Annotated in this window: 23 protein-coding genes and 1 pseudogene; 12 read left to right on the forward strand and 12 right to left on the reverse strand. The window is 68.6% G+C overall.

Annotation, left to right across the window (positions count from 1 at the left end; translation table 11 throughout):
- The first annotated feature begins 319 nt into the window (after positions 1-319).
- The gene (locus OG607_RS01655; RefSeq protein ID WP_405717746.1) at positions 320-1,363 is read left to right on the forward strand and encodes a M12 family metallopeptidase; all 1,044 of its coding nucleotides are present in this window, start codon (positions 320-322) and stop codon (positions 1,361-1,363) included.
- Between the two features lie 9 nt (positions 1,364-1,372).
- Here the strand turns inward: OG607_RS01655 and OG607_RS01660 are convergent, their stop codons facing one another.
- Together OG607_RS01660 and sigJ are read right to left on the reverse strand one after the other, a co-directional pair.
- Positions 1,373-3,511 carry an MMPL family transporter gene (locus tag OG607_RS01660; RefSeq protein WP_405717749.1) on the reverse strand — a complete coding sequence of 713 codons (2,139 nt, stop codon included), beginning with the start codon at positions 3,509-3,511 and terminating at the stop codon, positions 1,373-1,375.
- A 16-nt stretch (positions 3,512-3,527) separates the two neighbouring features.
- Positions 3,528-4,457 carry an RNA polymerase sigma factor SigJ gene (gene sigJ, locus OG607_RS01665; protein ID WP_405717751.1) on the reverse strand — a complete coding sequence of 310 codons (930 nt, stop codon included), beginning with the start codon at positions 4,455-4,457 and terminating at the stop codon, positions 3,528-3,530.
- Between the two features lie 344 nt (positions 4,458-4,801).
- Here sigJ and OG607_RS01670 point away from each other — a divergent pair, with 344 nt between their 5' ends.
- Complete coding sequence (locus OG607_RS01670; protein ID WP_405717753.1) at positions 4,802-5,335, forward strand: hypothetical protein; 534 nt, start codon at positions 4,802-4,804, stop codon at positions 5,333-5,335.
- A gap of 203 nt (positions 5,336-5,538) precedes the next feature.
- Here OG607_RS01670 and OG607_RS01675 read toward each other — a convergent pair whose 3' ends face one another.
- Both OG607_RS01675 and OG607_RS01680 read right to left on the reverse strand, forming a co-directional pair.
- On the reverse strand, positions 5,539-5,805 hold the full coding sequence (locus OG607_RS01675) for a hypothetical protein (protein WP_405717755.1): 267 nt from the start codon (positions 5,803-5,805) through the stop codon (positions 5,539-5,541).
- 380 nt (positions 5,806-6,185) lie between these two features.
- The gene (locus tag OG607_RS01680; protein ID WP_405717758.1) at positions 6,186-7,697 is read right to left on the reverse strand and encodes an alpha/beta hydrolase domain-containing protein; all 1,512 of its coding nucleotides are present in this window, start codon (positions 7,695-7,697) and stop codon (positions 6,186-6,188) included.
- Positions 7,698-7,984: 287 nt separating this feature from the next.
- On the opposite strand from OG607_RS01680, the gene OG607_RS01685 reads away from it, so the two are divergent.
- Genes OG607_RS01685 through OG607_RS01700 form a run of 4 tightly spaced genes read left to right on the forward strand, consistent with a single transcriptional unit; the run spans position 7,985 to position 12,684 of the window.
- On the forward strand, positions 7,985-9,001 hold the full coding sequence (locus OG607_RS01685) for an ATP-binding cassette domain-containing protein (protein WP_405717761.1): 1,017 nt from the start codon (positions 7,985-7,987) through the stop codon (positions 8,999-9,001).
- Positions 8,998-9,774, forward strand: coding sequence for an ABC transporter permease (locus tag OG607_RS01690; RefSeq protein ID WP_405717764.1), 777 nt, complete (start codon positions 8,998-9,000; stop codon positions 9,772-9,774). The genes OG607_RS01685 and OG607_RS01690 overlap by 4 nt, the downstream gene beginning before the upstream one ends.
- A gap of 53 nt (positions 9,775-9,827) precedes the next feature.
- A complete protein-coding gene (locus tag OG607_RS01695) occupies positions 9,828-11,510 on the forward strand; it encodes a glycosyltransferase (RefSeq protein ID WP_405717767.1) in 1,683 nt (560 codons plus the stop codon).
- A gap of 7 nt (positions 11,511-11,517) precedes the next feature.
- Positions 11,518-12,684 carry a Gfo/Idh/MocA family protein gene (locus tag OG607_RS01700; RefSeq protein WP_405717770.1) on the forward strand — a complete coding sequence of 389 codons (1,167 nt, stop codon included), beginning with the start codon at positions 11,518-11,520 and terminating at the stop codon, positions 12,682-12,684.
- A 74-nt stretch (positions 12,685-12,758) separates the two neighbouring features.
- Here OG607_RS01700 and OG607_RS01705 read toward each other — a convergent pair whose 3' ends face one another.
- Together OG607_RS01705 and gdhA are read right to left on the reverse strand one after the other, a co-directional pair.
- A complete protein-coding gene (locus OG607_RS01705) occupies positions 12,759-14,030 on the reverse strand; it encodes a cation:proton antiporter (protein ID WP_405717773.1) in 1,272 nt (423 codons plus the stop codon).
- Between the two features lie 222 nt (positions 14,031-14,252).
- The gene (gene gdhA, locus OG607_RS01710) at positions 14,253-15,599 is read right to left on the reverse strand and encodes an NADP-specific glutamate dehydrogenase (protein ID WP_405717775.1); all 1,347 of its coding nucleotides are present in this window, start codon (positions 15,597-15,599) and stop codon (positions 14,253-14,255) included.
- Between the two features lie 140 nt (positions 15,600-15,739).
- Here gdhA and OG607_RS01715 point away from each other — a divergent pair, with 140 nt between their 5' ends.
- The gene (locus OG607_RS01715; RefSeq protein ID WP_405717777.1) at positions 15,740-15,973 is read left to right on the forward strand and encodes a hypothetical protein; all 234 of its coding nucleotides are present in this window, start codon (positions 15,740-15,742) and stop codon (positions 15,971-15,973) included.
- Here OG607_RS01715 and OG607_RS01720 read toward each other — a convergent pair.
- Both OG607_RS01720 and OG607_RS01725 read right to left on the reverse strand, forming a co-directional pair.
- Positions 15,970-16,830: an LLM class flavin-dependent oxidoreductase gene (locus OG607_RS01720; RefSeq protein ID WP_405717780.1), complete on the reverse strand. Its 861-nt coding sequence runs from the start codon at positions 16,828-16,830 to the stop codon at positions 15,970-15,972. The two genes, OG607_RS01715 and OG607_RS01720, sit on opposite strands and share 4 nt — an antisense overlap.
- A gap of 79 nt (positions 16,831-16,909) precedes the next feature.
- Positions 16,910-17,839, reverse strand: coding sequence for an alpha/beta hydrolase family protein (locus tag OG607_RS01725; protein ID WP_405717782.1), 930 nt, complete (start codon positions 17,837-17,839; stop codon positions 16,910-16,912).
- A 129-nt stretch (positions 17,840-17,968) separates the two neighbouring features.
- Between OG607_RS01725 and OG607_RS01730 the strand changes: the two genes are divergently transcribed.
- The 3 genes and pseudogenes from OG607_RS01730 to OG607_RS01740 all read left to right on the forward strand — a co-directional run bounded on the left by OG607_RS01730 (position 17,969) and on the right by OG607_RS01740 (position 19,837).
- The gene (locus OG607_RS01730; RefSeq protein WP_405717785.1) at positions 17,969-18,580 is read left to right on the forward strand and encodes a TetR/AcrR family transcriptional regulator; all 612 of its coding nucleotides are present in this window, start codon (positions 17,969-17,971) and stop codon (positions 18,578-18,580) included.
- Positions 18,581-18,765: 185 nt separating this feature from the next.
- A pseudogene (locus tag OG607_RS01735) lies at positions 18,766-18,873 on the forward strand (IS5/IS1182 family transposase); the annotation flags it as partial.
- A 163-nt stretch (positions 18,874-19,036) separates the two neighbouring features.
- A complete protein-coding gene (locus OG607_RS01740; protein WP_405717788.1) occupies positions 19,037-19,837 on the forward strand; it encodes a DUF5984 family protein in 801 nt (266 codons plus the stop codon).
- A gap of 56 nt (positions 19,838-19,893) precedes the next feature.
- Here the strand turns inward: OG607_RS01740 and OG607_RS01745 are convergent, their stop codons facing one another.
- Positions 19,894-20,364 (reverse strand): hypothetical protein, encoded by a 471-nt coding sequence (locus OG607_RS01745; RefSeq protein WP_405717791.1) that lies wholly within the window; start codon positions 20,362-20,364, stop codon positions 19,894-19,896.
- Between the two features lie 192 nt (positions 20,365-20,556).
- Between OG607_RS01745 and OG607_RS01750 the strand changes: the two genes are divergently transcribed.
- Positions 20,557-21,168: a hypothetical protein gene (locus OG607_RS01750; RefSeq protein ID WP_405717793.1), complete on the forward strand. Its 612-nt coding sequence runs from the start codon at positions 20,557-20,559 to the stop codon at positions 21,166-21,168.
- A gap of 94 nt (positions 21,169-21,262) precedes the next feature.
- On the opposite strand, the gene OG607_RS01755 is transcribed toward OG607_RS01750, so the two are convergent.
- The 3 genes from OG607_RS01755 to OG607_RS01765 form a co-directional block, all read right to left on the reverse strand.
- Positions 21,263-21,460: a hypothetical protein gene (locus OG607_RS01755; protein WP_405717795.1), complete on the reverse strand. Its 198-nt coding sequence runs from the start codon at positions 21,458-21,460 to the stop codon at positions 21,263-21,265.
- A 223-nt stretch (positions 21,461-21,683) separates the two neighbouring features.
- Positions 21,684-22,421, reverse strand: a complete 738-nt coding sequence (locus OG607_RS01760) for a hypothetical protein (RefSeq protein WP_405717797.1) — start codon at positions 22,419-22,421, stop codon at positions 21,684-21,686.
- Between the two features lie 424 nt (positions 22,422-22,845).
- On the reverse strand, positions 22,846-23,016 hold the full coding sequence (locus tag OG607_RS01765; RefSeq protein ID WP_405717800.1) for a hypothetical protein: 171 nt from the start codon (positions 23,014-23,016) through the stop codon (positions 22,846-22,848).
- Between the two features lie 238 nt (positions 23,017-23,254).
- On the opposite strand from OG607_RS01765, the gene OG607_RS01770 reads away from it, so the two are divergent.
- Positions 23,255-23,746, forward strand: a complete 492-nt coding sequence (locus tag OG607_RS01770; RefSeq protein WP_405717801.1) for a Type 1 glutamine amidotransferase-like domain-containing protein — start codon at positions 23,255-23,257, stop codon at positions 23,744-23,746.
- Positions 23,747-24,288 lie beyond the last annotated feature (542 nt).

Below are 24,288 nucleotides of genomic sequence, written 5' to 3' on the forward strand. Positions count from 1 at the left end.
GTTGCGGGGTGTTCCCGCCCCGGAGAGACTGCTGATATGCGCGTGCTGTATGCGCGGGCCATGTGCCCCGGGATTCGGTTTGCCCGGCCGGAGTGGACGGCGCCGCCCTGCGGGAGCACCTGCCAGAACCCTTCTCCTCTGCCCCCTGGGCGGATCCCATGAGCGTTCTGCGTTTGACTACGTCCGCTACAAGGGTCCGCGTTTCCCGGGTGTCGGCCAGGACAAGCCCAAGGCCTCCGACCGCTGTCCGGTCATTTTCGAGCTGGAGATCCCGTAAGCCGAACCGTCACCATGACGATTCACGGCGAAAGGAAGTGAGATGGGAACGCCCGAGGGAATTCCTCAGTACTGTGCGCAGCCGCCGCAGAGTCAGCCCGTACTCCGCCCGGACCTCGGTCCGCAGCGGGCGAGGGCGATACAGATCGTCCGTTCCAAGTGGGTGAACGGCACGATGCTGCGGTACTGCTTCTTCGACGACGGAGGGGAAGGTCCCGGAAAGAACCAGCTGGACGAGGTTCACCAGGCTTTCCAGGACTGGAAGGATGTAGGGATCGGGCTGGAGTTCCGCGAGGTCCACGACGCCGGGGACGCGGAGATCCGTATCTCGTTCCGGGACGACGGTTCGTGGTCGTACGTCGGTACGGACGTCCTCACGATCAGCAGCCGCGAGCCCACGATGAACTTCGGCTGGGATCTGACCAGCCCGCACGGAAAGGCCACGGCCAGGCATGAGATCGGGCACTCGCTCGGTTTCGCCCACGAGCACCAGAATCCGTTCGCGGGAATCGTCTGGGACGAGGAAAAGGTCTACTCCGAACTCGGCGGCCCGCCCAACAACTGGCCCCGCGCCGTCACATTCCACAATGTGTTGCGCAAGCTTTCGGTCAGTGAGGTGACGGGCTCGTCCTGGGATCCGGAATCCATCATGGAGTATGGATTCCCCGGAGGTCTCATAAAGGAGCCGGTGAAATTCCGTTCCGGAATCCCCTCACCGCTGAAGCTCTCCGAGGTGGACAGGGAACTCGTCCTCACGTGGTACCCGCCACTGAAGGCCGAGATTCCCGAACTGGCACCGTTCGCCTCGGCCCCCCTGGACCTCGCTTCGGGCGGGCAGGCGGACTTCGAGATCAAGCCGCCCGAGACACGCAAGTACACGCTCGGCACCTTCGGACAGACCGATGTCGTACTCGTCCTCTTCGAGGACATCGGCGGCGAACTGCGCTACCTGGCCGGTGAGGACGACAGCGGCGAGGACCGCAACGGCCGCCTGGAGGTCAAGCTGCAGAAGGGCCGCCGCTATGTGGTCCGTACGCGGCTGTATTCCGCGTGGGGTTCCGGAGACGCCTCGATCATGTGCTGGTGAGCCGGTCGGTCACGCCGCCTCGCCCTGGCCCGGGCCCGCGAGAGCGGGTTCGGGGTCGGACGTGCCCGTCGGCGGGTGGGCGTCGTCGTGATGCCTGAACAGTTTGCCGGGCCACCACATCCATCGACCCACGTCCAGGGTCAGCGCGGTGACCAGCACCGAGCGGACGATCGTGGTGTCCAGCAGCACGCCGAACGCCACCGCGAACCCGAGCTCGGCCGCGAACACCAGCGGCAGCGAGGCCATCGCCGCGAAGGTACCGGCCAGGACCAGACCGGCTGAGGTGATCACAGCCCCGGTGGCTGACAGGCCCGTCAGCGCGCCGCGCCGGGTGCCGTGCAGCAGGGCCTCCTCGCGCACCCGGGTGACCAGGAAGATGTTGTAGTCGATGCCCAGGGCGACCAGGAACACGAACGTCAGGAGCGGGAAGGAGGCTTCGGCTCCGGCGAAGTGGAACACGTGGTTGAACATCAGACCGCTCACGCCGAGGGCCGCTCCGAACGACAGCACGACCGTCGCCATGAGCAGCAGTGGTGCGACGATCGCCCGCAGCAGCAGCGCGAGGACGAGGAACACCATGACCAGCACGATGGGGATGATCACCTTGGAGTCGCGGGCGGCCGCTTCCTGCGTGTCGAGAATGATCGCCGTGTTGCCGCCGACCTGGGCATCCGCACCCTCGACCTTGTGGACCGCGGTTCTGGCCTGCTCGACGGTGCGCATCGCGGCCGTGCTGCTGGGATCGTCCTTGAGCTCCCCGAGCATGATGGCCTCACCGTCCTTGACCATCGGCGTTGAGACGTCAACGAGTCCTGGGACGCCGGACAGTGCGGTCTTCACCTGCTCCGCCGAGGCGGCGCTGGCCACGACGTAGACGGGGTCGCCCGACCCGGCCGGGAAGTGCCTGGACTGGATCTCCTCGCCGACGGCCATCTGCGGCTTGTGGGTGAACTGGTCCTTGTTGGAGAGCCCGTCGGCCTTGAGCCCGAGCACCCCGGTCGCCATGACGCCGAGGGCGAGCGCGGCGCCGATCCACACGATCCGCGGCCGGCCGGAGACGGCGGTGCCGACCCGGGTCCAGATGCCCGCCCTGGCCGCCCCGGCCGGTCCGTAGGATCCGTACGACGGCGGCACCGGCCAGAAGATCCAGCGGCCGCAGATGACCAGCAGGGCCGGCATCAGGGTGACCATGGCGAGCAGCCCCACGAGGATGCCGACGGCGCAGGCCGGCCCGAGCCCTTGGGTGGAGTTGAGGGTCGCCAGCATCAGCAGCATCAGGCTGACCGCGACGGTCGCGGCGCTGGCGATGATCGCGGGACTGGAGCGGTGCAGGGCCTCCGCCATCGCCTCGTGCCGGTCCTCGTGCCGCCGCAACTCCTCTCGGTACCGTGAGGTGAGCAGGAGCGCGTAGTCGGTGGCTGCGCCGAACACCAGCACGGTCAGGATGAAGCTGGTCTGCTTGTTGACGGTGAGTCCGGCGTTCCTCGCCAGCAGGTAGATCACCGCTTCCGACGCGACCAGGGCGCCGCCCACGGTCAGCAACGGCAGTAGTGGCAGCAACGGGCTGCGGTAGGTGAGCAGCAGGATGACGACCACCACCGAGGCGGTGATCGCCGTCAGGCCGCCTCCTCCGCTGAAGGCCTTGATCGAGTCCGATGCGTAGCCGGCCGGCCCGGTGACGTGGAACCCGAGGCCGTTGGCGTTCTGTTCCCCGACCTCGGTCATCGCGTCGACGACCCTGCCGATCCCTTCCCAGCCCTTCTTGTCCTTGTGAACCTGGACCACGGTCTGGATGGCCTTGCCGTCCTGGGACTTCAATGGGCCCTGTGGCTGCCCGGCGACGTATTCGATGCCCGCAAAGGCTTCGGCGTCGGCTCGGGCCTTGGCCAGGTCGGCAGGGGTGACGCCCTCGGGCCGGTCGTAGATCACGATCGCGGGCAGGGTATCGGCAAGCTGGAATTTCTCAGCCCGGTCGACGATCCTGGTCGACTCCGCGTTACTGGGCAGCCAGGCCGAATTGTCGTTCTGCTCGACGTCGCCGAGCTTGCCGGCCAGCATGAGGGCCGGGACCAGCAGGGCCGTCCAAAGGGCGAGGACGACCCATTTCGCCACTCTGCCACTGGGCAAGGACACCATTTTCCGCAGCATGGGGATTCCTCGGTCTTCAGTTGACGTGAGAGAGCTTGTCGGGATTGGCGACGGTGTAGATCCCGCACACCTGCTTGCCGTCCGCAGTGAGGTCCAGGACGAGGACGGCGTAGGGGGTGTCGCCGGCGAACAGCAGCGCCGACGGGTCGCCGTTGACGCGTCGGTAGACGACGTCGAGGCCCTTGCCAGAGCGGGGAGCGAGAGCGGCGAACAGGCGGGCGACCTTGTCCCGGCCGTGGAGCGGCCGCAGTCCCCCCGCTGTATGGGCCTTGCCTCCGCCGTCACTCCACAGGGTCACCTCCGGTGCCAGGATCTGCAGGAGGGCGTCCAGGTCACCGCCGAGCGCGGCGGCCAGGAACCGTTCGGTCACCTGCTGCCGTACGTGCGGGGCGGGCTCGTAGCGGGGGCGTCGGGCGTGGACGTGCTCGCGGGCGCGATGGGCGAGCTGGCGAATCGCCGAGGGACTGCGGCCGAGGATCTCCGCGATCTCGGTGTGGGCGTAGCCGAACACCTCGTGCAGGACGAACACCCCGCGTTCCAGTGGGGTGAGGGTTTCCAGGACCACCAGCAGCGCCATCGACACCGTCTCGGCGCGCACTGCCGCATCAGCGGCATCGTCCGGGACGGGAGTGACGGTGAGGGGGCTGACGAGCGGTTCGGGCAGCCACGGCCCGACGTAGGTCACACGGCGGCGGCTGATGGCGGCCTGGTGAGCGAGGGCCCGGTTCACCGCGATCCGCACCAGGTAGGCGCGCGGGTTGTCGATCGGCTCCGCACTCGGTGCCTGGATTCTGGCCGTCCACGACAGCCAGGTCTCCTGCACCACGTCCTCGGTGTCGGCGACGCCGCCGAGCATGTTGTAGACGATGGAGAACAGCAGCTCACGGTGGTCGTTGAACACCTGTGTCGCAGTGTTCGCCACCGGATCTGGCGGGGTGTCGGACATCGCAGGGCCTCCCGTCGCGGATGCGTTCCGGACTGAGAGCGATCCGGGCGCCCGGAGTGTGACATCCGCTTCCGGCATGTGATCCACATCTCGTCAACGGCCCGCGATGTCATGCGGCCAGGACGCGGCCGCGTAGGACCGGCGACGTGCGCCCCGTGCAGCGACATTCCCTGCCGCCTGCCGACCATGACCTCCATCGCGGCCGCCGAGCGGGACATCCGGGCCCTGATGATCCGTCTGCCAGCAGGCCGGACACAGGAGTTCGCACCGCCAGGCATCATTAGCATATGCCACTCGGCAACTTTTGTTGTCAACACCGCAGTTGGGTAACTATAGTTGTCGTCGTGACGGACGCTGAAGCCATCAACGCGGAACTGACCGACCTCGACAAGAACCTGTACGACGCCCTGACCCCTCTCGCCTCGGCGATGCGCGCCCGGGTGACCGGGCTCCCCGAGAACCGCATGTGGAATGCGGATCCCACCGAGGTGGCTCTGTCGATCCTCGCCGCCTGGAAGGTCGTGGACACGGCGGTCGGGCGGTTGACAGCGCAAGCCGCACGGACCGCCGGCTCCTACGGTGCGAGCTACGAGCAGATGGGAGCCGCTTGGGGGATCACCCGGCAGGGCGCCCGCAAGAAGTGGCCCGACGCGATCAACAGGTCGGCAGGGGCGGAGTTGGAGCCGAGCATCGTCCAGCTGTTCGGCGGGACTGCCGCATTGTTCTGGGAGCCGTCATCGGGCGGCTGGCGGTGGACCGGGCAGGCAGCCGACGGAGCGCGCACCGAAGCCGACGGCTCCCTCCCCTGCGATACGAAGGAAGAGGCTGCCGCCTACGCAGGCGCCTTCCTCAAAGAGCATGCCGTCAACCAGAGCTAGTGCCGCCGCGTTCATCACCGTCCGCAGTGACTGTCACTGCCGGGATGGCACGCGCCGCAGCCGGCAGCACTGACCCCTGGACAGGCAGGAGCCGCAGTCGGAGCAGGCGAACTCGATCACGATGGCGTCGCGGCCGTACAGCGGGTATCGCCGAGGTGAGCCCAAAAGGGCCCCGTGCTCGTCGTCCTGGGTCCTGGCGCTGCTCAGCCGCGCCGGACAGAGAACAGGCGCGCCACCACAGCCAGCACCAGCCCGGCCGCGATGAGGTACAGGCCAAGACGTTCTTCGGGCACTGCCGGGGACCACACCCGCCAAGCCGACGGGGTGTAGCTGTGGGCCTCCAGGAAGGACCCGTAGGTCCTGGGGGGCGCGCTGGTCTGGCCGCGCACCCACAGCAGGGCGCCTATGACGGCGCAGGGCACGGATATCGCATACAGGACCGTGGAGCAGCGCGGGGCCGGTCTGTTCACGGTTCTTCCTCGTCGTCGTTGTCGTCGTGGTCTGTGGATTCTCGCTGCACGTGCCGGTCACTTCCGCGCCGGGGCATCGTTTCGAGTGCCCGTACGTACAGCAGCTCTTCTGCCCGCCTGCCCCACGCGGGTGCTGACGGTCCGGCCGGCCCCGGATTGCGCCATGACACGAGCAGCCCGAACTACGCCTGTACCCGGCAGCCCTCACGGTCACAGCACTGGCGGCTTGGCCGGCTGTTGCCGGCACCTGGTGCCGGACGGCGGAGCGGGAGTGCCTTCCAACGTCAGCGGCCGGGGACGCTCATCGGCGAGAGGCCCTCCCGGTCCCGGCCCATCGTCGTACGCGACGGATGGGCCGGGCGAGCGCCGGTTGGCGGGCGTCAGCCGCCGACGGTGGAGGCGGCGGCTGCGGCGATGAGGGCAGCGGCGTCGGCGGGCCGGATGTGTCCGGCTGCCGTGGCGCGTGCGGTGGCCGTGGCCCACCGGGAGAGGAACTGCGGGTGGGTGGGATACAGGGCTGCCAGTTTCACGGCGTCGAAGGGCACGGTGGTGCCGAACAGGAAGCAGAACTGGGAGCCTTCCTGGCCGAGGCCCGACAGGGTCGCCACCGGGGCGTCGACGGAGGGGGTGCGGATGCCGCCCTTGACGTTGCCGTTGGCGTCGAGGACGAACGACGGGGGCGAGTCCGAGGTGACCTCGAGCCTCGGCGCGGGCGCCGGCGCCACTCCCGTGGTCGCCCAGCGGTTCAGCGCGTGGACGGCGGCTTCCAGGACATAGTGCGCCTGGCCGGCGTTGATCGGCGTGGAGCACGTGAAAACGGGATAGTCGGGATTGGGGGTGGTGGGCGGGTGGAGCAGGGTGTCGAACGCCTGGATGTCCCCTTGCCCGTCACCCGTGTCCTTGGGGCCGACCGGGGTGATGTAGGTGTCACCGTGGGCGGTTCCCGCGACCTCCCAGAGGCGGAAGTGCTCTGAGTCCGGCTGACGGGCCGCCAGGTAGCCGAGCGTCAGCAGGTCGGTCTCGGTCTCGAAGGTGAGCACCGGTATCCGCAGATCGGTGCGCACCAGGAGGCCGTCCGGGACCGGGACATCGGCCTGGGGGGCCTGGGACAGCGCCGCCGAGAAGCCTGCCCGGCTCTCCAGGAGGATGCCGTCGTACACGTTCACGATGGGCTGGACGGCATCGGCGTACGTGGTGAGCCGGAACGCCGACTGCGACTCGCCGAAGCCCAGTACGGTGCGCGGCCGCAAGCCGCCGAGGACGGTGGGCGCCGAATCGCGTACCGCCTGCCCGGCCTGCGAGAAGATGTCATACGAATAGCTGTCTCCGGGGTGCGACAGGGCGGCGTAGCGCTCCGGGTCCGCCGCCTTTGTCGCGTTGGCGCCGACCGCCTGGGCGGAGACGCCGACCCAGGCGTAGCCCTCACGGATCAGTTCGTTGTGGGTCTGGACCCAGGCCACCGCCGCGTCCGTCCCGCCGGACACGTTGAGCCATTCGACCACCACGGTCCCGTTGAAGCGCCTGGGATCCTCCGGCCTGTTCACGACGATTCGCGTGGTGTACGCGGCGGTGCTCGCCGGCTCCACTGTCCACTTGCCGTCGGCGGTCAGGGGGCTGACCGGCTGGTAGCTGTCGGCGGTCCCGGACAGGAAGTACTCGGACTGTTCGTAGCCGAGCCGGCTCAGATCGAAAGCCGTTCCCTGGAGTTGGACCGCACCGGTGCCGCCCGTGACCGGTCCGGTGACCGTCGGGCTGGCCGCGGATGAGTTCGAGCGCGGTACGGCGTCGGCATGCGCGACCTCTGCGGTCGAGGTGCTGATCAGGAGTGCCAACGCCGCCGTTAACGACGTTTTGACGAGGCAGCGGGCCGTTCTGACGAATTGCGTGATCACGTAGTGCACCTTTCGTCAAGAGGCAACCCCCGTTCGCCGTGGCACTCTAGAGTGACGTTTTCGTAACTGTCAATGACATTGTCATTTAACGAGTACAGCATTCTCAGTCGAAGACCCCGGGAGGCTTGGCCGCAAAAAGGCGCGTCAAGCATGGGTCTTGATGTGACGAAGAGCACGCCTCCCGCGTGCAACCGACTCCGCAGTGGTCTGAACCAATGCCGGTCACGCGCCGTGCAACCGCCCGTGTGTGACGGACTTACGTAACGGCCATCCCACGGAGGCGGTTCATGACATCCCCAGCACAGCCGGTCCGCGCCATCGAGGCGGACAATGTCCGCAAGACCTATCCCGGAGGTGTCCGCGCGCTCGACGGCCTGTCGTTCGGCGTCGAGCACGGCACGGTGTTCGGGCTCCTCGGGCCCAACGGCGCGGGCAAGTCGACCACCATCAAGATCCTGACCACCCTGGCCCGTCCGGACTCCGGTTCGGTGCGGGTCGCGGGCCATGACGCACTGCGCCATCCCGACCGCGTACGCCGTGCCATCGGCGTGGTCTCCCAGCGTTCCGGCGCGGACCCGATGACGACCGGACGCGACAACCTCATCCTGCAGGGGCGGCTCTACGGGCTGCGCGGTGCCGCGCTGCGCGACAGGGTGGAGGCGCTGCTCGGCAGATTCGATCTCGTACGCGCCGCCGGACGGGAGGTGCGCACCTACTCGGGCGGTATGCAGCGCCGGCTGGACGTCGCGCTCAGCATGGTGCACACCCCCCAGGTGCTGTTCCTCGACGAGCCGACGACCGGGCTGGATCCCGAGTCGCGGGCCGCGATGTGGGACGAGATCGAACGGCTCGTCAGCGATCACGCGCTGACCATCCTGCTGACCACCCACCACCTGGAGGAGATCGACCGGCTCGCCCACCGGCTGGCCATCGTCGACCAGGGGCGGATCGTCGTCACGGGCACGCCGGAGGAGCTGAAGGGCGAGCTGCGCGGTGACGCCGTACGCATCGAACTGCGGTCCACGCCCGACGCCGGGGAGGAACAGCTCGCGCGCCACGCGCTCGCGACCCTGCCGGGCCTGAGGGAGATCTCGGTCGACGGCCGGCGGCTGAGCGCCCGCGCCGACGAGGGGGCGGCCGCCGTTCCGCCGGCACTGGCCGCCCTCGGCCGGGCCGGACTGGAGGTCGCCGCCGTCACCATCGCCCGGCCCTCGATGGACGACGTGTACCTGCGCCACGTGGGCCGCCGGTCCCTCCTCACCGAACCCGCCGGCGGCCTCGAGACCGTGGGGGCCGCGCGGTGAACGGCCTGCTCATGGACACGGTGTGGATGACGCACCGCCGGCTGAAGGTGGTGGTCCACCAGCCCGGATATCTCGTCATCACGCTGGTCCAGCCGGTCATCTGGCTCTTCCTGTTCGGGAGCCTGTTCAAGAAGATCGTCGAGCTGCCGGGGTTCGGGGCCTCCTCGTATCTGGACTACCTCGTGCCGGGCATCGTGGTGATGAACGCCCTGTCGTTCAACTCCTGGGCGGGCATGGGAGCGCTGGAGGAGATCGAACGCGGGACCTTCAACCGCTTCCTGATCACACCGGTCAGCCGCAGCGCCATCATGAACTGCGCGGTCGTGGAGTACGCGCTCAGCACCGTCGTCCAGTCACTCATCATCGTGGCGCTGGGCCGGGCAGGCGGTGCCCAGTACCCGGGAGGGGCCGCGGGGCTGGCTGTCCTGATCACGGCGGCGGTGCTGCTCGGTGTGATCTTCAGCGCCCTGTCCAACACCTTCGGGCTGCTGGTCCGGCGGCGCGAGACCATCATCGCGCTCAACACCTTCCTCCTGCTGCCGCTCACCTTCCTGTCGTCGGCGTTCATGTCATGGAACCTGATGCCGCGCTGGATGTGCGACATCGCGGTGTTCAACCCGGTCAACTGGGCCCTGACGGCGGGGCGTACGGCCCTCGGCGACGCCCCCGACCGGTGGACCGTCCTCACCCGCTGCGGCGGTCTCGCGGCCCTCGCCGCGCTGGCGGTCCTGCTGTCCCTGCGGTGCTTCCGCACGTACCAGAAATCCGTGTGACGCCCGGGCCTCCGGGCCCTGGAACCTACCCAGAAACGGATGAGGCAGCACTCATGAAGCCCATCGTGGCCGGCCCAGCTTCCGGTCATCCCACCGCTCTGGGCGACAACGGCGTCGACCCCACATGTTCCCTCCACATCCCGGCCGAGGAAATGCTCACCGGGGACTGGATTCCGATCCGCCGCACCGCCGACGGAGTCCTGATCGCCACCGCGGACGGTTCCCCGGACGGAGCCATCGCCCCGTCCGCTCCCAGGAAGTGGTTCCCGGGTGAGGAACTGCTGTTCCTGCGGGCCGCCCGGCGCGAGATCCAGGAACTCGTCCTCGACATGCGGCTGGACGAGGTCGCCGACGACATGGCCAACGCCTTCACCCGGCGCTCCCCCGCATTCGCCGCCCGCACCGGCATCCGGACGTGGCAGAAGAGCGCGGCGTACGCCATCGTCCTCGCGGTCGCCGGCACGCTCCTGGCGGGAGACCTCAACCTGGTCATGACCGCCGTCTCCTTCCTCTTCTGCCTCGGCCTGCTCTTCAAGGTGTTCCTCGCCGTGGTGCCCTCCAAGAGGACGCCGCAGGCCGCGCAGACACCCGAACCGGCCGACCACGAACTCCCCACCTACACGATCCTGGTCCCGGCCTACCAGGAGGAAGCCGTCATCGGGGACACCGTCCGCTGGCTCGCGGACCTGGACTACCCCAAGGACAAGCTCGAAGTCCTCGTCCTGGTGGAGCGGCGCGACGAAGCGACCGCCCGGGCCGTACGAGCGGTGAACCCCCCGGACTTCATCCGCATCGTCCCGCTGGCTCCCGGGCTGCCGCAGACCAAACCGCGGTCCTGCAACCTCGGGCTCATGCTGGCCCGGGGCGAACTCCTGGTGATCTTCGACGCCGAGGACCGGCCGGAGCGCGACCAGTTACGCAAGGTCGCGCGGCAGTTCGCAGCCGGCGGCGACCGGCTCGCCTGCGTCCAGGCGAAGCTCAACTACTACAACGAGGCCCGCAATCCGCTGACCCGCCTGTTCAGCCTGGAGTACGCGTTCTGGTTCGACCTGATGCTGCCCGGCATGGCGCGGCTGAAGCTGCCGATCCCGCTCGGCGGTACGAGCAACCACCTGCGTACCGCCATCCTGCGTCGGGTGGGCGGCTGGGACGCCTGGAACGTCACCGAGGACGCCGACCTCGGCCTGCGGCTGGCATCGACCGGACACCGGGTCGAGATAGCCGACTCCACGACCTGGGAGGAGTGCCCCTCACAGCCCTGGGCCTGGACCATGCAGCGCACCCGCTGGCTGAAGGGCTATCTGCTCACCGCGCTGGTGTACACCCGACGGCCCCTCGCCGCGGTCCGGCAGTTCGGCGTGGCCGGCATGGTGTCGCTGCTCGGCATCGTCCTCGGCACACCCGTCATCTTCATGTTCTGGCCCTGTGCCTTCCTGCTGGCGCTGGCCGGCACGACGGGCATCCACGTGGACGGGCTCACCGCGCGCACCGCCGGCCTCGCGTCAGCCGCCATGTGGACCAGCGCCGCGATCATGGCATCGGCCATGCTCCTTGCGGCCTACCGGCGCCGTATCTCGTGGTGGACGGCTGCCCTGGTGCCCCTGTACTGGCTGCTGCACGCCTACGCCGGGTGGCGCGGGCTCCTCCAGCTCATCCGCGCCCCGTACACGTGGGAGAAGACCGCCCACGGCGCACCCTCGCATCTCTCGCATCCCTCGGGCACACAGAACAGGTAGCGCACGCATGGACGATCTCGCCTCCGAAACGACCGGAATCGCCTTCATCGGCTGCGGTTATGTCGCCGACTTCTACATGGCAACGCTCCCCAACCACCCGCACCTGTCCCTGCGCGGTGTCCACGACTGCGACAGCGACCGGTCCGAGCGGTTCTCGGCCCACTACGGCGTCCGGACGTACGCAACCCTCGACGAGCTTCTCGCGGACGACACGGTGACCATCGCCGTCAATCTGACGAACCCGCGCAGTCACTACGAAATCTCCCGCCGCTGCCTGGAGGCGGGAAAGCACGTCTACTCCGAGAAACCCTTCGCCGAGGACCTGCGGCAGGCCACCGAACTGGTCGAACTCGCCGAACGCCGGAACCTCACCCTGTCCTCCGCCCCCTGCTCCCTGCTGAGCGAAACCGCGCAGACCCTCTGGCAGGCCCTCCGGCAGGACGCCATCGGGCAACCGCGCCTCGTCTACGCCGAACTCGACGACGGGGCGGTCCACCAGATGAACCACCGGGCCTGGGCCAGCGCATCCGGAGCGCCCTGGCCCTCCGAGGACGAGTTCCGGGTCGGCCCCACCCTGGAGCATGCCGGCTACTACCTGACCTGGCTCACGGCCTTCTTCGGCCCGGCCTCCGAAGTCATGTCGTACGGCCGCCTGATCCAGCCCGACAAGCTCCCGGGGACCGGGCCCTCCTCCGGGTTCGCCACGGACTTCACGTGCGCCTGCATCCGTTTCCACTGCGGTGTCGTCGCCCGGCTCACCTGCAGCACGATCGCTCCCCACGACCATTCACTGCAGATCGTGGGCGACGACGGAGTGCTGTCCGTCTCGGAGTGCTGGGACTACGGCGCGCAGGTCGACCTCCGCAAGCGGGTCACCATGACCGCCGCCTCGCCCCAGTACCTGACCGAACCACGCCCACTCCCCCTGGCCCGCCCGGCGGACTACCCCTTCCGCTACGAGCGTTACAACGGGCACGACATGGACTTCGCCCGTGGCATCGCGGACATGGCGGACGCCGTGCGCCATGGAACGAGCCCACGGCTGACCGCCCGCCACGCACTGCACGTCCTTGAGATCATCCTGGCCATCGCCTCCTCGGACGGTGCCGCCCACACCGTCCTGCGCACCAAGTTCGACGAGCTGGAGCCCTTGGCCTGGGCAGCCATTTCCTGAGCGTCCGGTCCGCCCGCTCCCAGGAGGCCTCCCGCCTCCTGGGAGCGGGCCGGGTCCGTACGCGTGGCGCGGACTCACCTCTCGGGTACGGACGTACCTTCGCGCAGGTCACGGGAGGTGGCAGCGGCCCGCTCGTGCCAGCGGCCGTACCGCCCGGCGAGGGACACGGCCGAGACGCCGTGCAGCAGGACGCTGAGCCCGACGGTGACCGCGACCACCCTGCCCAGCAGTTCCACCCCCTGGACGTGTTCCTCCACCACGAGCAGTGCCAGAACGACGGACGCGAGACCGCGCGGCCCGAACCACCCGATGTACGCCACCGTGGGCGGTCGCAGCCTGCTCCCGGCGAGCGCGAGGGCCACCGGCAGCATCCTGACGACGGTGAGGCTGAGCACCGCGTACAGGATGATCCGCCAGCTCAGGTGCTCCAGCGCGGGGCCTAGCAGCACCGCCCCGAAGACCAGAAGGCTGACGGACGCCAGGAGTCCTCCCAGGTTCTCGGTGAAGTCGGCCGTGCGATCCGGGCTCTCCTTCTCGCCGCCGGCACGGTAACGGCGCAGAGCGAACCCGAAGGCGAATCCGGCGACCCAGGCGGCGATGAAGCCACTGCCGTCCGTCACGACGGCGAGTTCGTACGAAGCCGCCGCGAGGGCCAGCGGGTAGACCTGCCACCACTCACCCGTCACCCATCCCCTGGCCCGGGACCACTGCAGCAGCCGGCCCCCGAGCCCACCGACCAGCAGACCCAGCGCGGTGCTCAGCAGGAGTGCGCGCCAGAAGACACCCGCCGCGCCCTCGTCCGCATAGTGCGTCCCCGGGATGGCTGCCAGGAACAGGACGAAGAACGGCAGGACCATGCCGTCGTTCAGGCCGCTTTCGACATTCAGCCCATGACGTACCAGCGCCGGGACCCGGGGATCGGAGATGGCCGACTTCCCGAGCGCGGCGTCGGTGGGGGCGAGGATGGCGCCGACGAGCGCGAGCTCCCAGAGCGTCAGCCCCGGCAGCAGGGGCCAGGCGAGCAGCCAGCCCGCCCCGATGCTCAGCAGCAGTCCGATGCCCAGTAGACGGCCGGGCAGAAAGCCGCCGGTCCGCAGGTCCCGTCTGCGGACCGTCATGGCATCGGTGAACAGGACAAGCGTCAGGGTGGCTTCGAGAAGCGCGGTGATCGGCCCGGCGTCGTGCTCCAGGTCGACGGTGTCGAGCACGGCCGGCCCGAGGAGGATCCCGGAGCCGACGAACACGATCCCGGACGACAGCGGCGTCGTGGACAGCCGACGCGAGCCCAGGGCGTACGCGGCAACGACACCCGCCACCGCCACACCGGTCCAGGCGCCGCTGCTCATGTTCCGGCCCTCCGGATCCGCCCGCCGGACACCCCCGGCAGACCGTGGAACGGATGAGCCATGTCGGTCTCCTCGGCCTGTGGGGTCGGTCCCGACTTCCATCTGACCACGGACCGGCCTGCCCGGCCTCACCTGCCCCGACGCCGACCCGGGCCAGGGACCGCCGGTGCGCGGCGACGCGCACCGGCGGCCTCACTCCACGGCAGTGGGCCCGCCCGCCGCTCAGACGACGCCCTGTGCCTCCATCGCTTCCGCCACGCGCAGGAAGCCGGTGATGTTGGCTCCCAGGACGTAGTCGTCCGGAGTACCGCCGTAGGTCTCGGCGGTGGCGCGGCACCGGGCATGGACGTCCCGCATGACCGCGGCGAGGCGGTCCTCGGTCTCTTCGAAGGTCCACCTGGCGCGAGAGGCGTTCTGCTGCATCTCCAGCGCGGAGGTGGCGACCCCGCCGGCGTTGGCGGCCTTGCCCGGGCCGAACAGGACGCCGGCCTCGCGGAAGATCTCGACGGCCTCCGGGGTGCAGGGCATGTTCGCGCCCTCGGCGACGGCCAGGACGCCGTTCTTGACCAGCGTGCCGGCTTCCTGGCCGCCGAGTTCGTTCTGCGTGGCGCAGGGCAGGGCGATGTCGCAGGGCACGTCGTACACCGAGCCCCGTTCGCTGTACCGTGCCGAGGGCCTGGCCTCGGCGTACGCCGACAGCCGTGCCCGGCGGACCTCCTTGACGGTCTTCAGCAGTTCCAGGTCGATGCCGCTGTCGTCGACGACGTACCCGGTCGAGTCCGAGCAGGCGACCACCGTGCCGCCGAGGGCGTGGACCTTCTCGATCGCGTAGACGGCGACGTTGCCGGAGCCGGAGACCACCACCTTGCGGCCGTCGAAGCCCTGGCCGCGGGTGCCCAGCATCTGGTCGGCGAAGTACACGGCTCCGTAGCCGGTGGCCTCGGTGCGGACGTGCGAGCCGCCCCAGCCGATGCCCTTGCCCGTCAGCACGCCCGCCTCGAAACGGTTGGTGATCCTCTTGTACTGACCGAAGAGGTATCCGATCTCCCGGCCCCCGACGCCGATGTCGCCGGCCGGTACGTCGGTGTGCTCGCCCAGGTGGCGGTGGAGCTCGGTCATGAAGGACTGGCAGAACCGCATCACCTCGCCCTGCGAGCGCCCCTTGGGGTCGAAGTCGGCGCCGCCCTTGCCGCCGCCGATGGCCTGGCCCGTCAGTGCGTTCTTGAAGATCTGCTCGAAGCCGAGGAACTTCACGATGCCCAGATTGACGCTCGGGTGGAACCGCAGGCCCCCCTTGTACGGGCCGAGCGCACTGCTGAATTCCACCCGGAAGCCCCGGTTGACGCGCACCCGGCCCTCGTCGTCCACCCACGGCACCCGGAAGATGACCTGCCGCTCCGGCTCGCACACACGCTCGGCGATGCACGCCTCGGCGTACTCCGGATGTGCCTGCAGTGCCGGCACCAGCGTGTGCAGCACCTCTCCCACCGCCTGGTGGAACTCCGCCTCGCCGGGATTGCGCCGGCAGACCTCGGCGTAGACGGCCTCCATGTGGGCACTGACGTTCATGCGCACCTACTCTCGTCGTGGATCCCGGACGTGCCCGCGCGCGGAGACGTCCGGCCGTTGCCGTGTCAACGAGCACGGGCGGCATGCATCACCGTGCCAGGCAAAGTCATGACGGTGCCCAATGTGCCCAGGTCACCCGCATGAGCGGTGTCGCTTTGGTATACGACGGCCGGGAACACGGCCGGGGCGGGCGACGCCGCTCGTGCATCGGACGGGCTGCGTCGAGCCGTGGTGCTCTGCTTCGGCATGCCCAGCGCGCCGGCGCCGTCCGGAATGACGTCGAACTGCCCGAGGTGTACGCCCTGCTCATTGCCACGCTCGCCATCGTGTTCGACGGCCTCGCGCCACTCCGGAACTTCCAGCGAGCGCCCTAGACCGACACGGTGACGAGCTCGTCTGCGACCCACCGCGCGACGTTGGCGGGGTAGGGCTCCGACAGCCCGAGGACGATGTGCTGGAAGCCGGCGGCGACTGCCTTGCCGATCGCGTCCCGGGTGTTCTGGGGCCGGTCGTAGGAGACCGGCAGGTGTATCGAGCGGGTGATCGAGGCGGGGTCGCGACCGATCTCGGCGCAGTACCGGTCCAGCAGCGCGCTGCGGCGGACGGCGTCGTCGATGTCTCCGCCGGGGATGTTCCACAAGTCGGCGTGCTCGGCAACCACACGCAGCGTCACAGACGAGCGTCCGCCGATCAGGATCGGCGGGCAGGGGCGCTGGACCGGCTTGGGGTTGCAGAACGCCCTGGTGAGCTGGACGTAGGTGCCGTCGAAGTCGAACGGCTCGGTCTCGGTCCACAGCCGCCGGATGACGGTGCACGCCTCGGCGAGGCTCCCCACCGAGTGGGCGAAGTCGTGGAAGGGCAGGCCGTGTGCCTCGTACTCGCGCCGGGCCAGCGGGTGGTCGGGACGTGAGCCTGCGCCTATACCGAAGTCGAGCCGCCCGCCGGAGACGACGTCGACGGTCGCGGCGATCTTGGCCAGCATCGCGGGCGGCCGGAAGCGGTTGCTGGTCACGAGCAGGCCGACACGCAGCCCTCGGGTCTGGGCGGCGAGGGCCGAGAGCAGCGTCCAGCCTTCGTGGGCCGGTCCGTCCGGGTCGCCGCCGATCGGCATGAGGTGGTCGAACAGCCACACGTGCTCGATCTCGGGAATGGCGTCCGCTTCCTGCCACACCCGCAGGATGTCGTGGTAGCCAACCTGCATGGGGGCGGTCATGATTCCGAAGCTTGGCATGGGGCCCGTGGGTCCTTTCTGGTGGCCGGAGGTCGGCAGACCGCCCCTGAAGGGCGGGCAGCGTGCTTCTTCCCGAGCGTCACTTGGATTCGATACGGCCCAGCGGATCGGTGCTCGCAGCCAGCCCGGCGCTCGCCGCCGACCAGCCGGTGTCCGCGGGATGGAGCGCACTGCGGAGGAAGGCCCACGTGAGCCGCTGGATCAGGGCGACCCGTTCGGGGCTCTCGTCCGTCGTCTCCGTGCTGGTGTATCCGGAGATCCCGCCCAGCGAGTGCTCTGCCCCGAACAGGGACAGCAGGCTCTTGGTCCCCGGGCTCAGGAAGTACGCATCCGTGAACCACTCCGGCCCCCGGACGCTCAGGGCGGACTGGTCCTTGTCCCCCGCGACCACCAGGGCCGGCGTCGTCATCTCCGCGAAGCCCGGGCTCATGAAGGAGAAATGCTCGGCGGCGAACGGCGTCAGGTCGGCGCCGCCCGTGCCCGGCACGGCAAACAGCACACCGGCCTTGATCCGCGGGTCGGACAAGTCCGCGCCCGGGACGCCCTCGGCATCGAGGACCCGCGCGCCCAGCAGCATGCTCGCCGTCTGGCCACCCCAGGAGTGCCCGGCCGCGGCGATGCGGCTACGGTCGAGGCGCCCCGCGAGGCCGGGAACGGCGGCTTCGATGAGGTCCAGCTGGTCGACGATGCGCGTCAGGTCCTCGACCCGGAAGCGCCATATCTCCGGGTAACGGGGATCGTCGGGCGTGACGTTCAGCGTCCGCGAGTCGAGGTGGGTGGGCTGAACGACCACGAAACCGCGGGCCGCCCAGCAGTCGACCAGCGGGGCGTAGCCGTCCATCGACTCGCCGAAGCCGTGCGAGAAGACGACGACGGGCAGTTCGTCGCCGGTCACCGGGGCCGACACCCGTACCTGCAGGTCCTCGCCGCGGCCCGGGGCGGGCAACACCACCGGGCGTACCGAGATGACAGGAATGGGCGTGCCGGCGACTCCATCGGCGTGGCGCATCGGGTTCTCCTTGAGAAGTAACGTGAGCGGCGAGGCATGGCCTGGTCCCAGGACGCCAGTTCTGGCACTATGAACAAGCGGATCCGTGTTCCGTTACCGACGATACGGAACCGCGTTCCGTTTAGCAAGATGAATGACGGAGGAAATGGCACAGTGGCCGGCATCGGCAGCGGATCAGAATCGTCAGCTCCCCGGAAGCGGGCCGACGCCCGGCGCAACGAGCAGACACTGCTGGAAGCGGCCGCTGCGGCGTTCATCGCTTCCGGTGTCGATGCGCCCGTGCGCGACATCGCCGCCAAAGCAGGTGTCGGCGTCGGCACGATCTACCGCCACTTCCCGACGCGGGCCGATCTCATCGTCGCCGTCTACCGGCACCAGGTCGAGGCATGCGTCGAAGCGGGCCCGGCCTTGCTGGCGAACAGCGACTCACCGCACGTCGCCCTGGCGCGGTGGATCGATCTCTTCGTCGACTTCTTGGTCACCAAGCACGGCCTCGCCGAGGCTCTGCAGTCCGACGACGCCACCTTCGCGACCCTGCACGCCTATTTCATCGACCGCCTCATGCCCGTCTGCGCCGAACTGCTCGACGCCTCCGCCAGGGCAGGCGAGATCCGCTCCGACATCGGGGCCCTCGAACTGATGCGTGGCGTCGGCAACCTCTGCATCGGCGCGGACAAGGACCCCCGGTACGACGCCCGTCGCGTGGTCGAACTCCTCCTCGATGGACTGCGCCTCCACTAGGGCCTGTCCGGGCGATCATGGGCGGTCCAGGCGTCGTCTGGTGCGGTGCATCGCAAGGCGCCGGAATGCCCGCAGGGTGGTTTCCTGTGGGCGTTTCGGCAACGCGGCGAGGTGCCGTGCCAGGCGGCGGAGGGGCCGTTCATGATCGCCCGGACAGGCCCTAGGGCGCGTCTCCTGAGTCTGCGGCTCATGCTGGAGAAGGCGGTGCGGCAGGCGAGGGTCTCGGCCGCTCCCGTGGCGGGCTGACCACCATGATTCACGTCAGGCCCGCGCGCCGCCGTCGATCCGGAGGTGGCCGAGCTGGTAGCCGAGCTCCTCGACGCAAACGAAGAGTTCACCCGGCTGTGGGAGTCCCGGGACCGACGCCAGTCAGAATCGCCCGCGCCGCACTGCTGATCATCACCCTGGACTTCGCCTGGGATCACGGTCGGGTGATCGAACTGCGACACTGGATCAGTGATCCACACTGACCCAGCGATTCGTTTCCGCTTCGGACTGACTCCGTTGGAGAAGGTCATACCGTGGGGTGCCGGGCATCCTGTATTGCACTGGTTCGCGCTGACAGACGGCTGGTACTGCATCGACCTCGACGGCCATGAAGTGCTGCGCTACTCGGAGCGCACTGTCCAGGAACTACGGAGCGACAGTGACGGTAGGCAACCACACCCGTATGTGGACTACTACGTCGTCCGCCTGTGGGAGGACATGATCGCGCTCGTGTCGGACGCGATGGAACCGGTGCCACAGGACTTGGTGGATCTTGCGGCCGACACCTCGCCGGACTGGGTCTGGCTGGATGCGCCAGAGGCCGAGGCCGTAATGACCTGGCACAGCGCGGGCTACCTTTACACCAGTTACCTGAGAATCGCCCCGCACGTCCGCTTCTGGCGCACCGTCATCGGTGAGGACGACACCGTGAACGTCACGTGGGAGCATCAGGCGGACCCGGAGGGCGTGATCGAGTTCGCCGGTCCGCAGTCGGGTCAGGTGACCATGGCGACGAACGAGTTCCTCGCGGCGGTGATCGAACTCGACCGGGCGCTGTTCGCCGCTATGGACCAGCGCATCAGCGAGCTGGAAGAGTCGTCGGATCCAGTACCCGGTGTCGAGTTGGACGTAGAGCAGTTGCGCCGTGAGCACCGGGACCGCGCGACCTGGCTGCAGCGTGCACGGGACCGCGACCCGGGTACTGACTGGGACGCCGTACGGATCGGTGCGCACATGCTCCTTGCCCCGAGCACAGCAGCGGAGGACTGAGAGGGGTCGGGACCAGTCCGTCAAACCTGTGGATCAAGCCAGGCGAGCCGTTGATCTCACCGATGCAGCCGATGGCCGGCGGCAGCGCGGATGCGGCGTGTTCTTCCAGCAGCCGCGAGCAGAGTGAGGACGGCGGATGAGGTCACGGTCTCGGCGGCTTTGCGCTGGAACCAGTCGGATGCGGTGGTGACCTCCTTGGCCGCCCACGGTTTATCCATGGTGATCGATCTCAGCAGGTTCCATTCGTGCAGGCGGCGGGTGAGGAAGTCCAGATGGCCTGTCTCCGTGGCCATGGCGCGGGCCCAGACTTCGAATTGCCCGCCGGAAAGCGGAAGCAGTTGTGCTGCCCGGTCGTCCACATGGCGGACCACCGCGGATTGCGCCATTGTCGCGTCCGGGTCGCGCAGGACGGTGGCCACCAGGTCGGCTTCGTCCTCGTCGCGCACGACGGCCAGGTCTTGCAGATAGTGGGCGAATCGCCGGTGCTCGTCCGGGGCGGACTGCCTGTCGGCGTCGTGGCTGGTCACGCGGCGACTCCTTCGGTGCGTTCGACAAGATGGCCGGCCTGCGCCGGTGTCGTCCGCGCGGAACAGGCCAGGAGCGGGGATGCCCGGCGGTTCACGAAGACCATCCATGCAGGTCAAAGACCCAGACGGGTTCAATGGGGTCAATGCTGTTCGACGCTGTTGCTGCACTTTACAGCTGCACCAGCGCCAGATATGAGCTGGTATGGAGCAATAGGCCGCACCCGGGCAGGCCTGGTCGTGCCCGGTTGTCAGGTCTCGGAATCCGGGCAGGAATCGGTCGTCATCGCCAGCTTCGATGGCTACCGTCGCGCCGAACACATGGTGGCGTCGCTCGGGCGGGGTTTTCGCAGGAAGGCCCGCAAGGACGGGACGACTGCTGTCGTGATCACCGGCACCACCGACGGGTCACTGAAGCTGACACAGTCCCGCGTGCTGACGGCCAATGGCTTCGTGTACGCCCTGATCTCTGTCTCCCTCGCCTGGACGGTCGGGCTCATGGGACTGCTCTCGATATGGAAAGGGGCAAAGGGCGAGGCCCACGTCGTTGAAGTGCGTCAAAGGCACGTCGGGTCGGATGCGCACCGGGCCCACGAGATCCTCGCGGAGGCCGGCCCGCACGCGGCTATCGCGCTGGTTCGTTGTAAGGACCCGGACACGCGGCAGACGGTCGTCGCGGCAGTCGCCGACCGTGCAAGGCGTAGCTGGGACGGCTCACTCACCGAGTTTCTCGCCGCCCTCGATCCCGGTACTGCTCACGATTGGGTGCGCGCAGCTCTCGGCGAGCCCTCCAGCACGAACCGCTAGCCTGCGTGTGCCACGTGCGGTTGCGTCAAGACCATGGCCGGGCAGTTGCCGCCCCACCTTCCCTGACATCAGCTCCGTACCCTCCCCCAGCACATCAGGGCTTAGCAACAGCGTTGCTGCGGCCGGTGGTGCGAGGAGAGGCGGGCATGCCGACGTCGACGGCCCTGCGGGTACGTGCTTGCCCGGCGTCCAGCTGGGCGAGCTTGTCCTCGGCACCGGCGAGGCTGACCTGGAGTCCTTCGATCTCACCAAGCCAGCCCTCGCGCTCGGCCTCGGCGCTGCGCCCCCGCACCACTCACCAGGGCACTGGCTGAGGTCGCCGCGGGCCAGGGTCGGGAAGAACCGGGCCCCCAGCGCGCGCACGCTCTCCGAGCCCCACACCGAGGTTCGCCAGCTCTCGAAGCCTGCCAGGTCTGAGCACCCGGCGGGAACATCCATCACGCACATCTCACCGTCAGCTCCGATGACGAACACGTCCACGGCCAGGCTCAGGCGAGTACTGCCGCGGTGCGCTCCTACTGCGGTCGCATCAGGTCCAAGTCCTCACCCCATGCGTCCAGCACCGCACCGTGCCCGGCCCGGCGGGCCACTGCCTCGACCTGGGCGAAGAGACGACGTTGTGTGGACACGTCGCCCACTCCTGAGATGCGGTCCGCAACGTCGAGCAACATGCCGGAGTCCCAGCAGGGCAGCGGGAATCGGGCAAGCTCCCATTCCAGGTACTTGTTGTAGGGGCGGGGGCGACGGTCGAGAGCGAAGAGCAACTCCAGCAGAAACCGGATGCTGTCGGCGGCGTCGAGTCGGGCCGCGAGCGCATGTCCGTCGCGGTCGTTCTTGACCGACCGGTAGAGGGAGTTGGCGTAGGCATCGAGCCACTCGCCCGCCTCCCGGAAGGCTTCATCGGCGTCGAGCCGTGCCTTGCCGGCCAGGATCTGGCCGATGCCTCCGTCGAGCATGTCGAGCACGATCCGGGCGTGGGCGAGGGCGTATCGCTCGAAGCCGGGCATTCCGGCGGCACGGAACTCGTCGAGGGAGAGGACGACGAGGTCGAGTTCTGCGGTGCGCTGCCCCGCAAACCGGGTGAGGGCCGTCGTTGCGCCATCGGCGAGGACGACGTACAGGTCGTGGTCGGAGTGCTCGGTGGTCATGCCCTCGTGGGCTCGGGAACCCTTGAGGACAAGGCCGACGACAGCTGGATCAGCGGCGGCGAGTTCGACAAACGCGTCGTAGGCGATGGGCTGCTGAGCAGTCATTGCGTGATCTCCGGTGTTGTGATGACAGGTATGCCAGCCGGGCGGCCCCAAACTCGTCGGGGTCGCCCGCACCGTATGCGGAGGCACTTGGCCGCCGCCCGGAAGATCAACGCACGTGCGGACTCTACCGCCCGGCCGGCCGAGAGGTCCCGCATTCGGCCGCCTCGAGCACGGCAAGTACGCAGGTCAGTGTCGGGCTCCCGAAATCCCGGTCACAGTCACTCGTTGATGACCGCGATCCGAACGGTGGCCTCGTAGCGGACGGCAAGTTTGTCCTACCTCGTGGCGACGGCCCTGTGTCTCTTGAAACGGTTGATGCCGCACTCGACCGCGGCCTCGTATGCCGCCTGCAATTCGGGTGAAGACCGACGGTGTCCCCAGCGGCCGGGGGATGCCGAGGTACTACTCGAGCAGGTGGTGCTCGTCATCCTTCCGCCACAGCAGCCCGTTTGGCGACCAGCCGCCGCAGCCGGTCGGCGGGGATATTGGAGGCGATCCCCTCCTGCGATCCGGCCAGCAGCTCACGGAAGCAGTGCCGGTCGCCGAACATCACGTCGCGCAGCACCCGACCGGCGCACCGGGTCTCCCACGTCAATCGGTAGTGTTAACGTCGCTCAATTATTTTCATAATGCGATCAGTGCGGGGGCGTGATGAGGCTTCTCCTTACCGACTCCGGTGTCAGGAACGCAAGCGTGCTGGCGGCGCTGGTCGATCTCCTGGGCAAACCGATCGCCGAGGCCAGCGCCCTCTGCATCCCCACCGCAGGGTACGGGGCCAGTACGGGGATCCGGTCGGCCCATGGCGTTTCATCAGCGGACGGTCCCCTAGTCCCATGACCGAGTTGGGGTGGAAGTCGGTGGGCGTGCTGGAGCTCACCGCACTGCCCAGCATCGACAAGGAACGCTGGGGCTCCTGGGTCCGAGAGGCAGACGCCCTGCTGGTGAGCGGCGGCGACGCGCTGTACCTGTGCCACTGGATGCGGGAGTCCGGACTGGCCGACCTCTTCCCGTCGCTGTGCGACACGGTCTACGTAGGGCTCAGTGCCGGGAGCATGGTGCTGACGCCCCGCATCGGGGAGGACTTCGTCGGCTGGAAGCCGCCCACCGGTGACGACAGCACGCTGGGAGTCGTCGATTTCTCCATCTTCCCGCACCTCGACAGCCCGGATTGGCCGGAGAACACCATGGCCGAAGCGGAACGGTGGGCCGCCAGGACAAAGGGTCCGGCGTACGCCATCGACGCTCAGACCGCCATCAAGGTGACCGACGGCGGCGTCGAGGTCGTCTCCGAGGGGCACTGGAAGCTGCTCAACCCTGCAACATGAACGTCGACGGCCGGTTCCTGACGGGTTATGGGATCTGGTCGCGCCGTTGCTGCCGTCGCTTTAGGCCGCGCCGCCAGGGTGGTGGTACGGCGCCGGTGGACGAGCGGGCGGTGTTCACCGCCGTGGTGTATGTGCTGACCAGCGTGCGTGCGTGGCGGCATCTGCCGCCGACGTTCGGTGTCTCGCCGGCCACCGCGCACGCGCCGCGGGTTCACCGCCTGGACGAAGGCAGGCCGGTGGCGGCGACTGCATCGGTCGGTGCTCGAACAGCTCGGCCGCCCGTACCGTCTCCCGGCGCCGACCGTCCTGCAGCAGTCAGCCCGCCCCCATCCCCATACCTCACAACACCACGGGATACAGCCACTACCCCAGGCCCATCAGGGACTTCGCGATCCGAGAGACCGAATACCCATCACCGATCTGCGCGCTACGGGCGGCCGTTTCCCGCACGACAGCGCTCCGCGCCTGGGGCGATCAAGGCTCGAGTAGATCAACGCAGTGCGGCCTTGGGGAAGGGGAAGACTCTCTGCCTCTCCCCCGTA

The sequence above is a fragment of the Streptomyces sp. NBC_01537 genome (assembly GCF_045040445.1).
GTDB lineage: Bacteria > Actinomycetota > Actinomycetes > Streptomycetales > Streptomycetaceae > Actinacidiphila.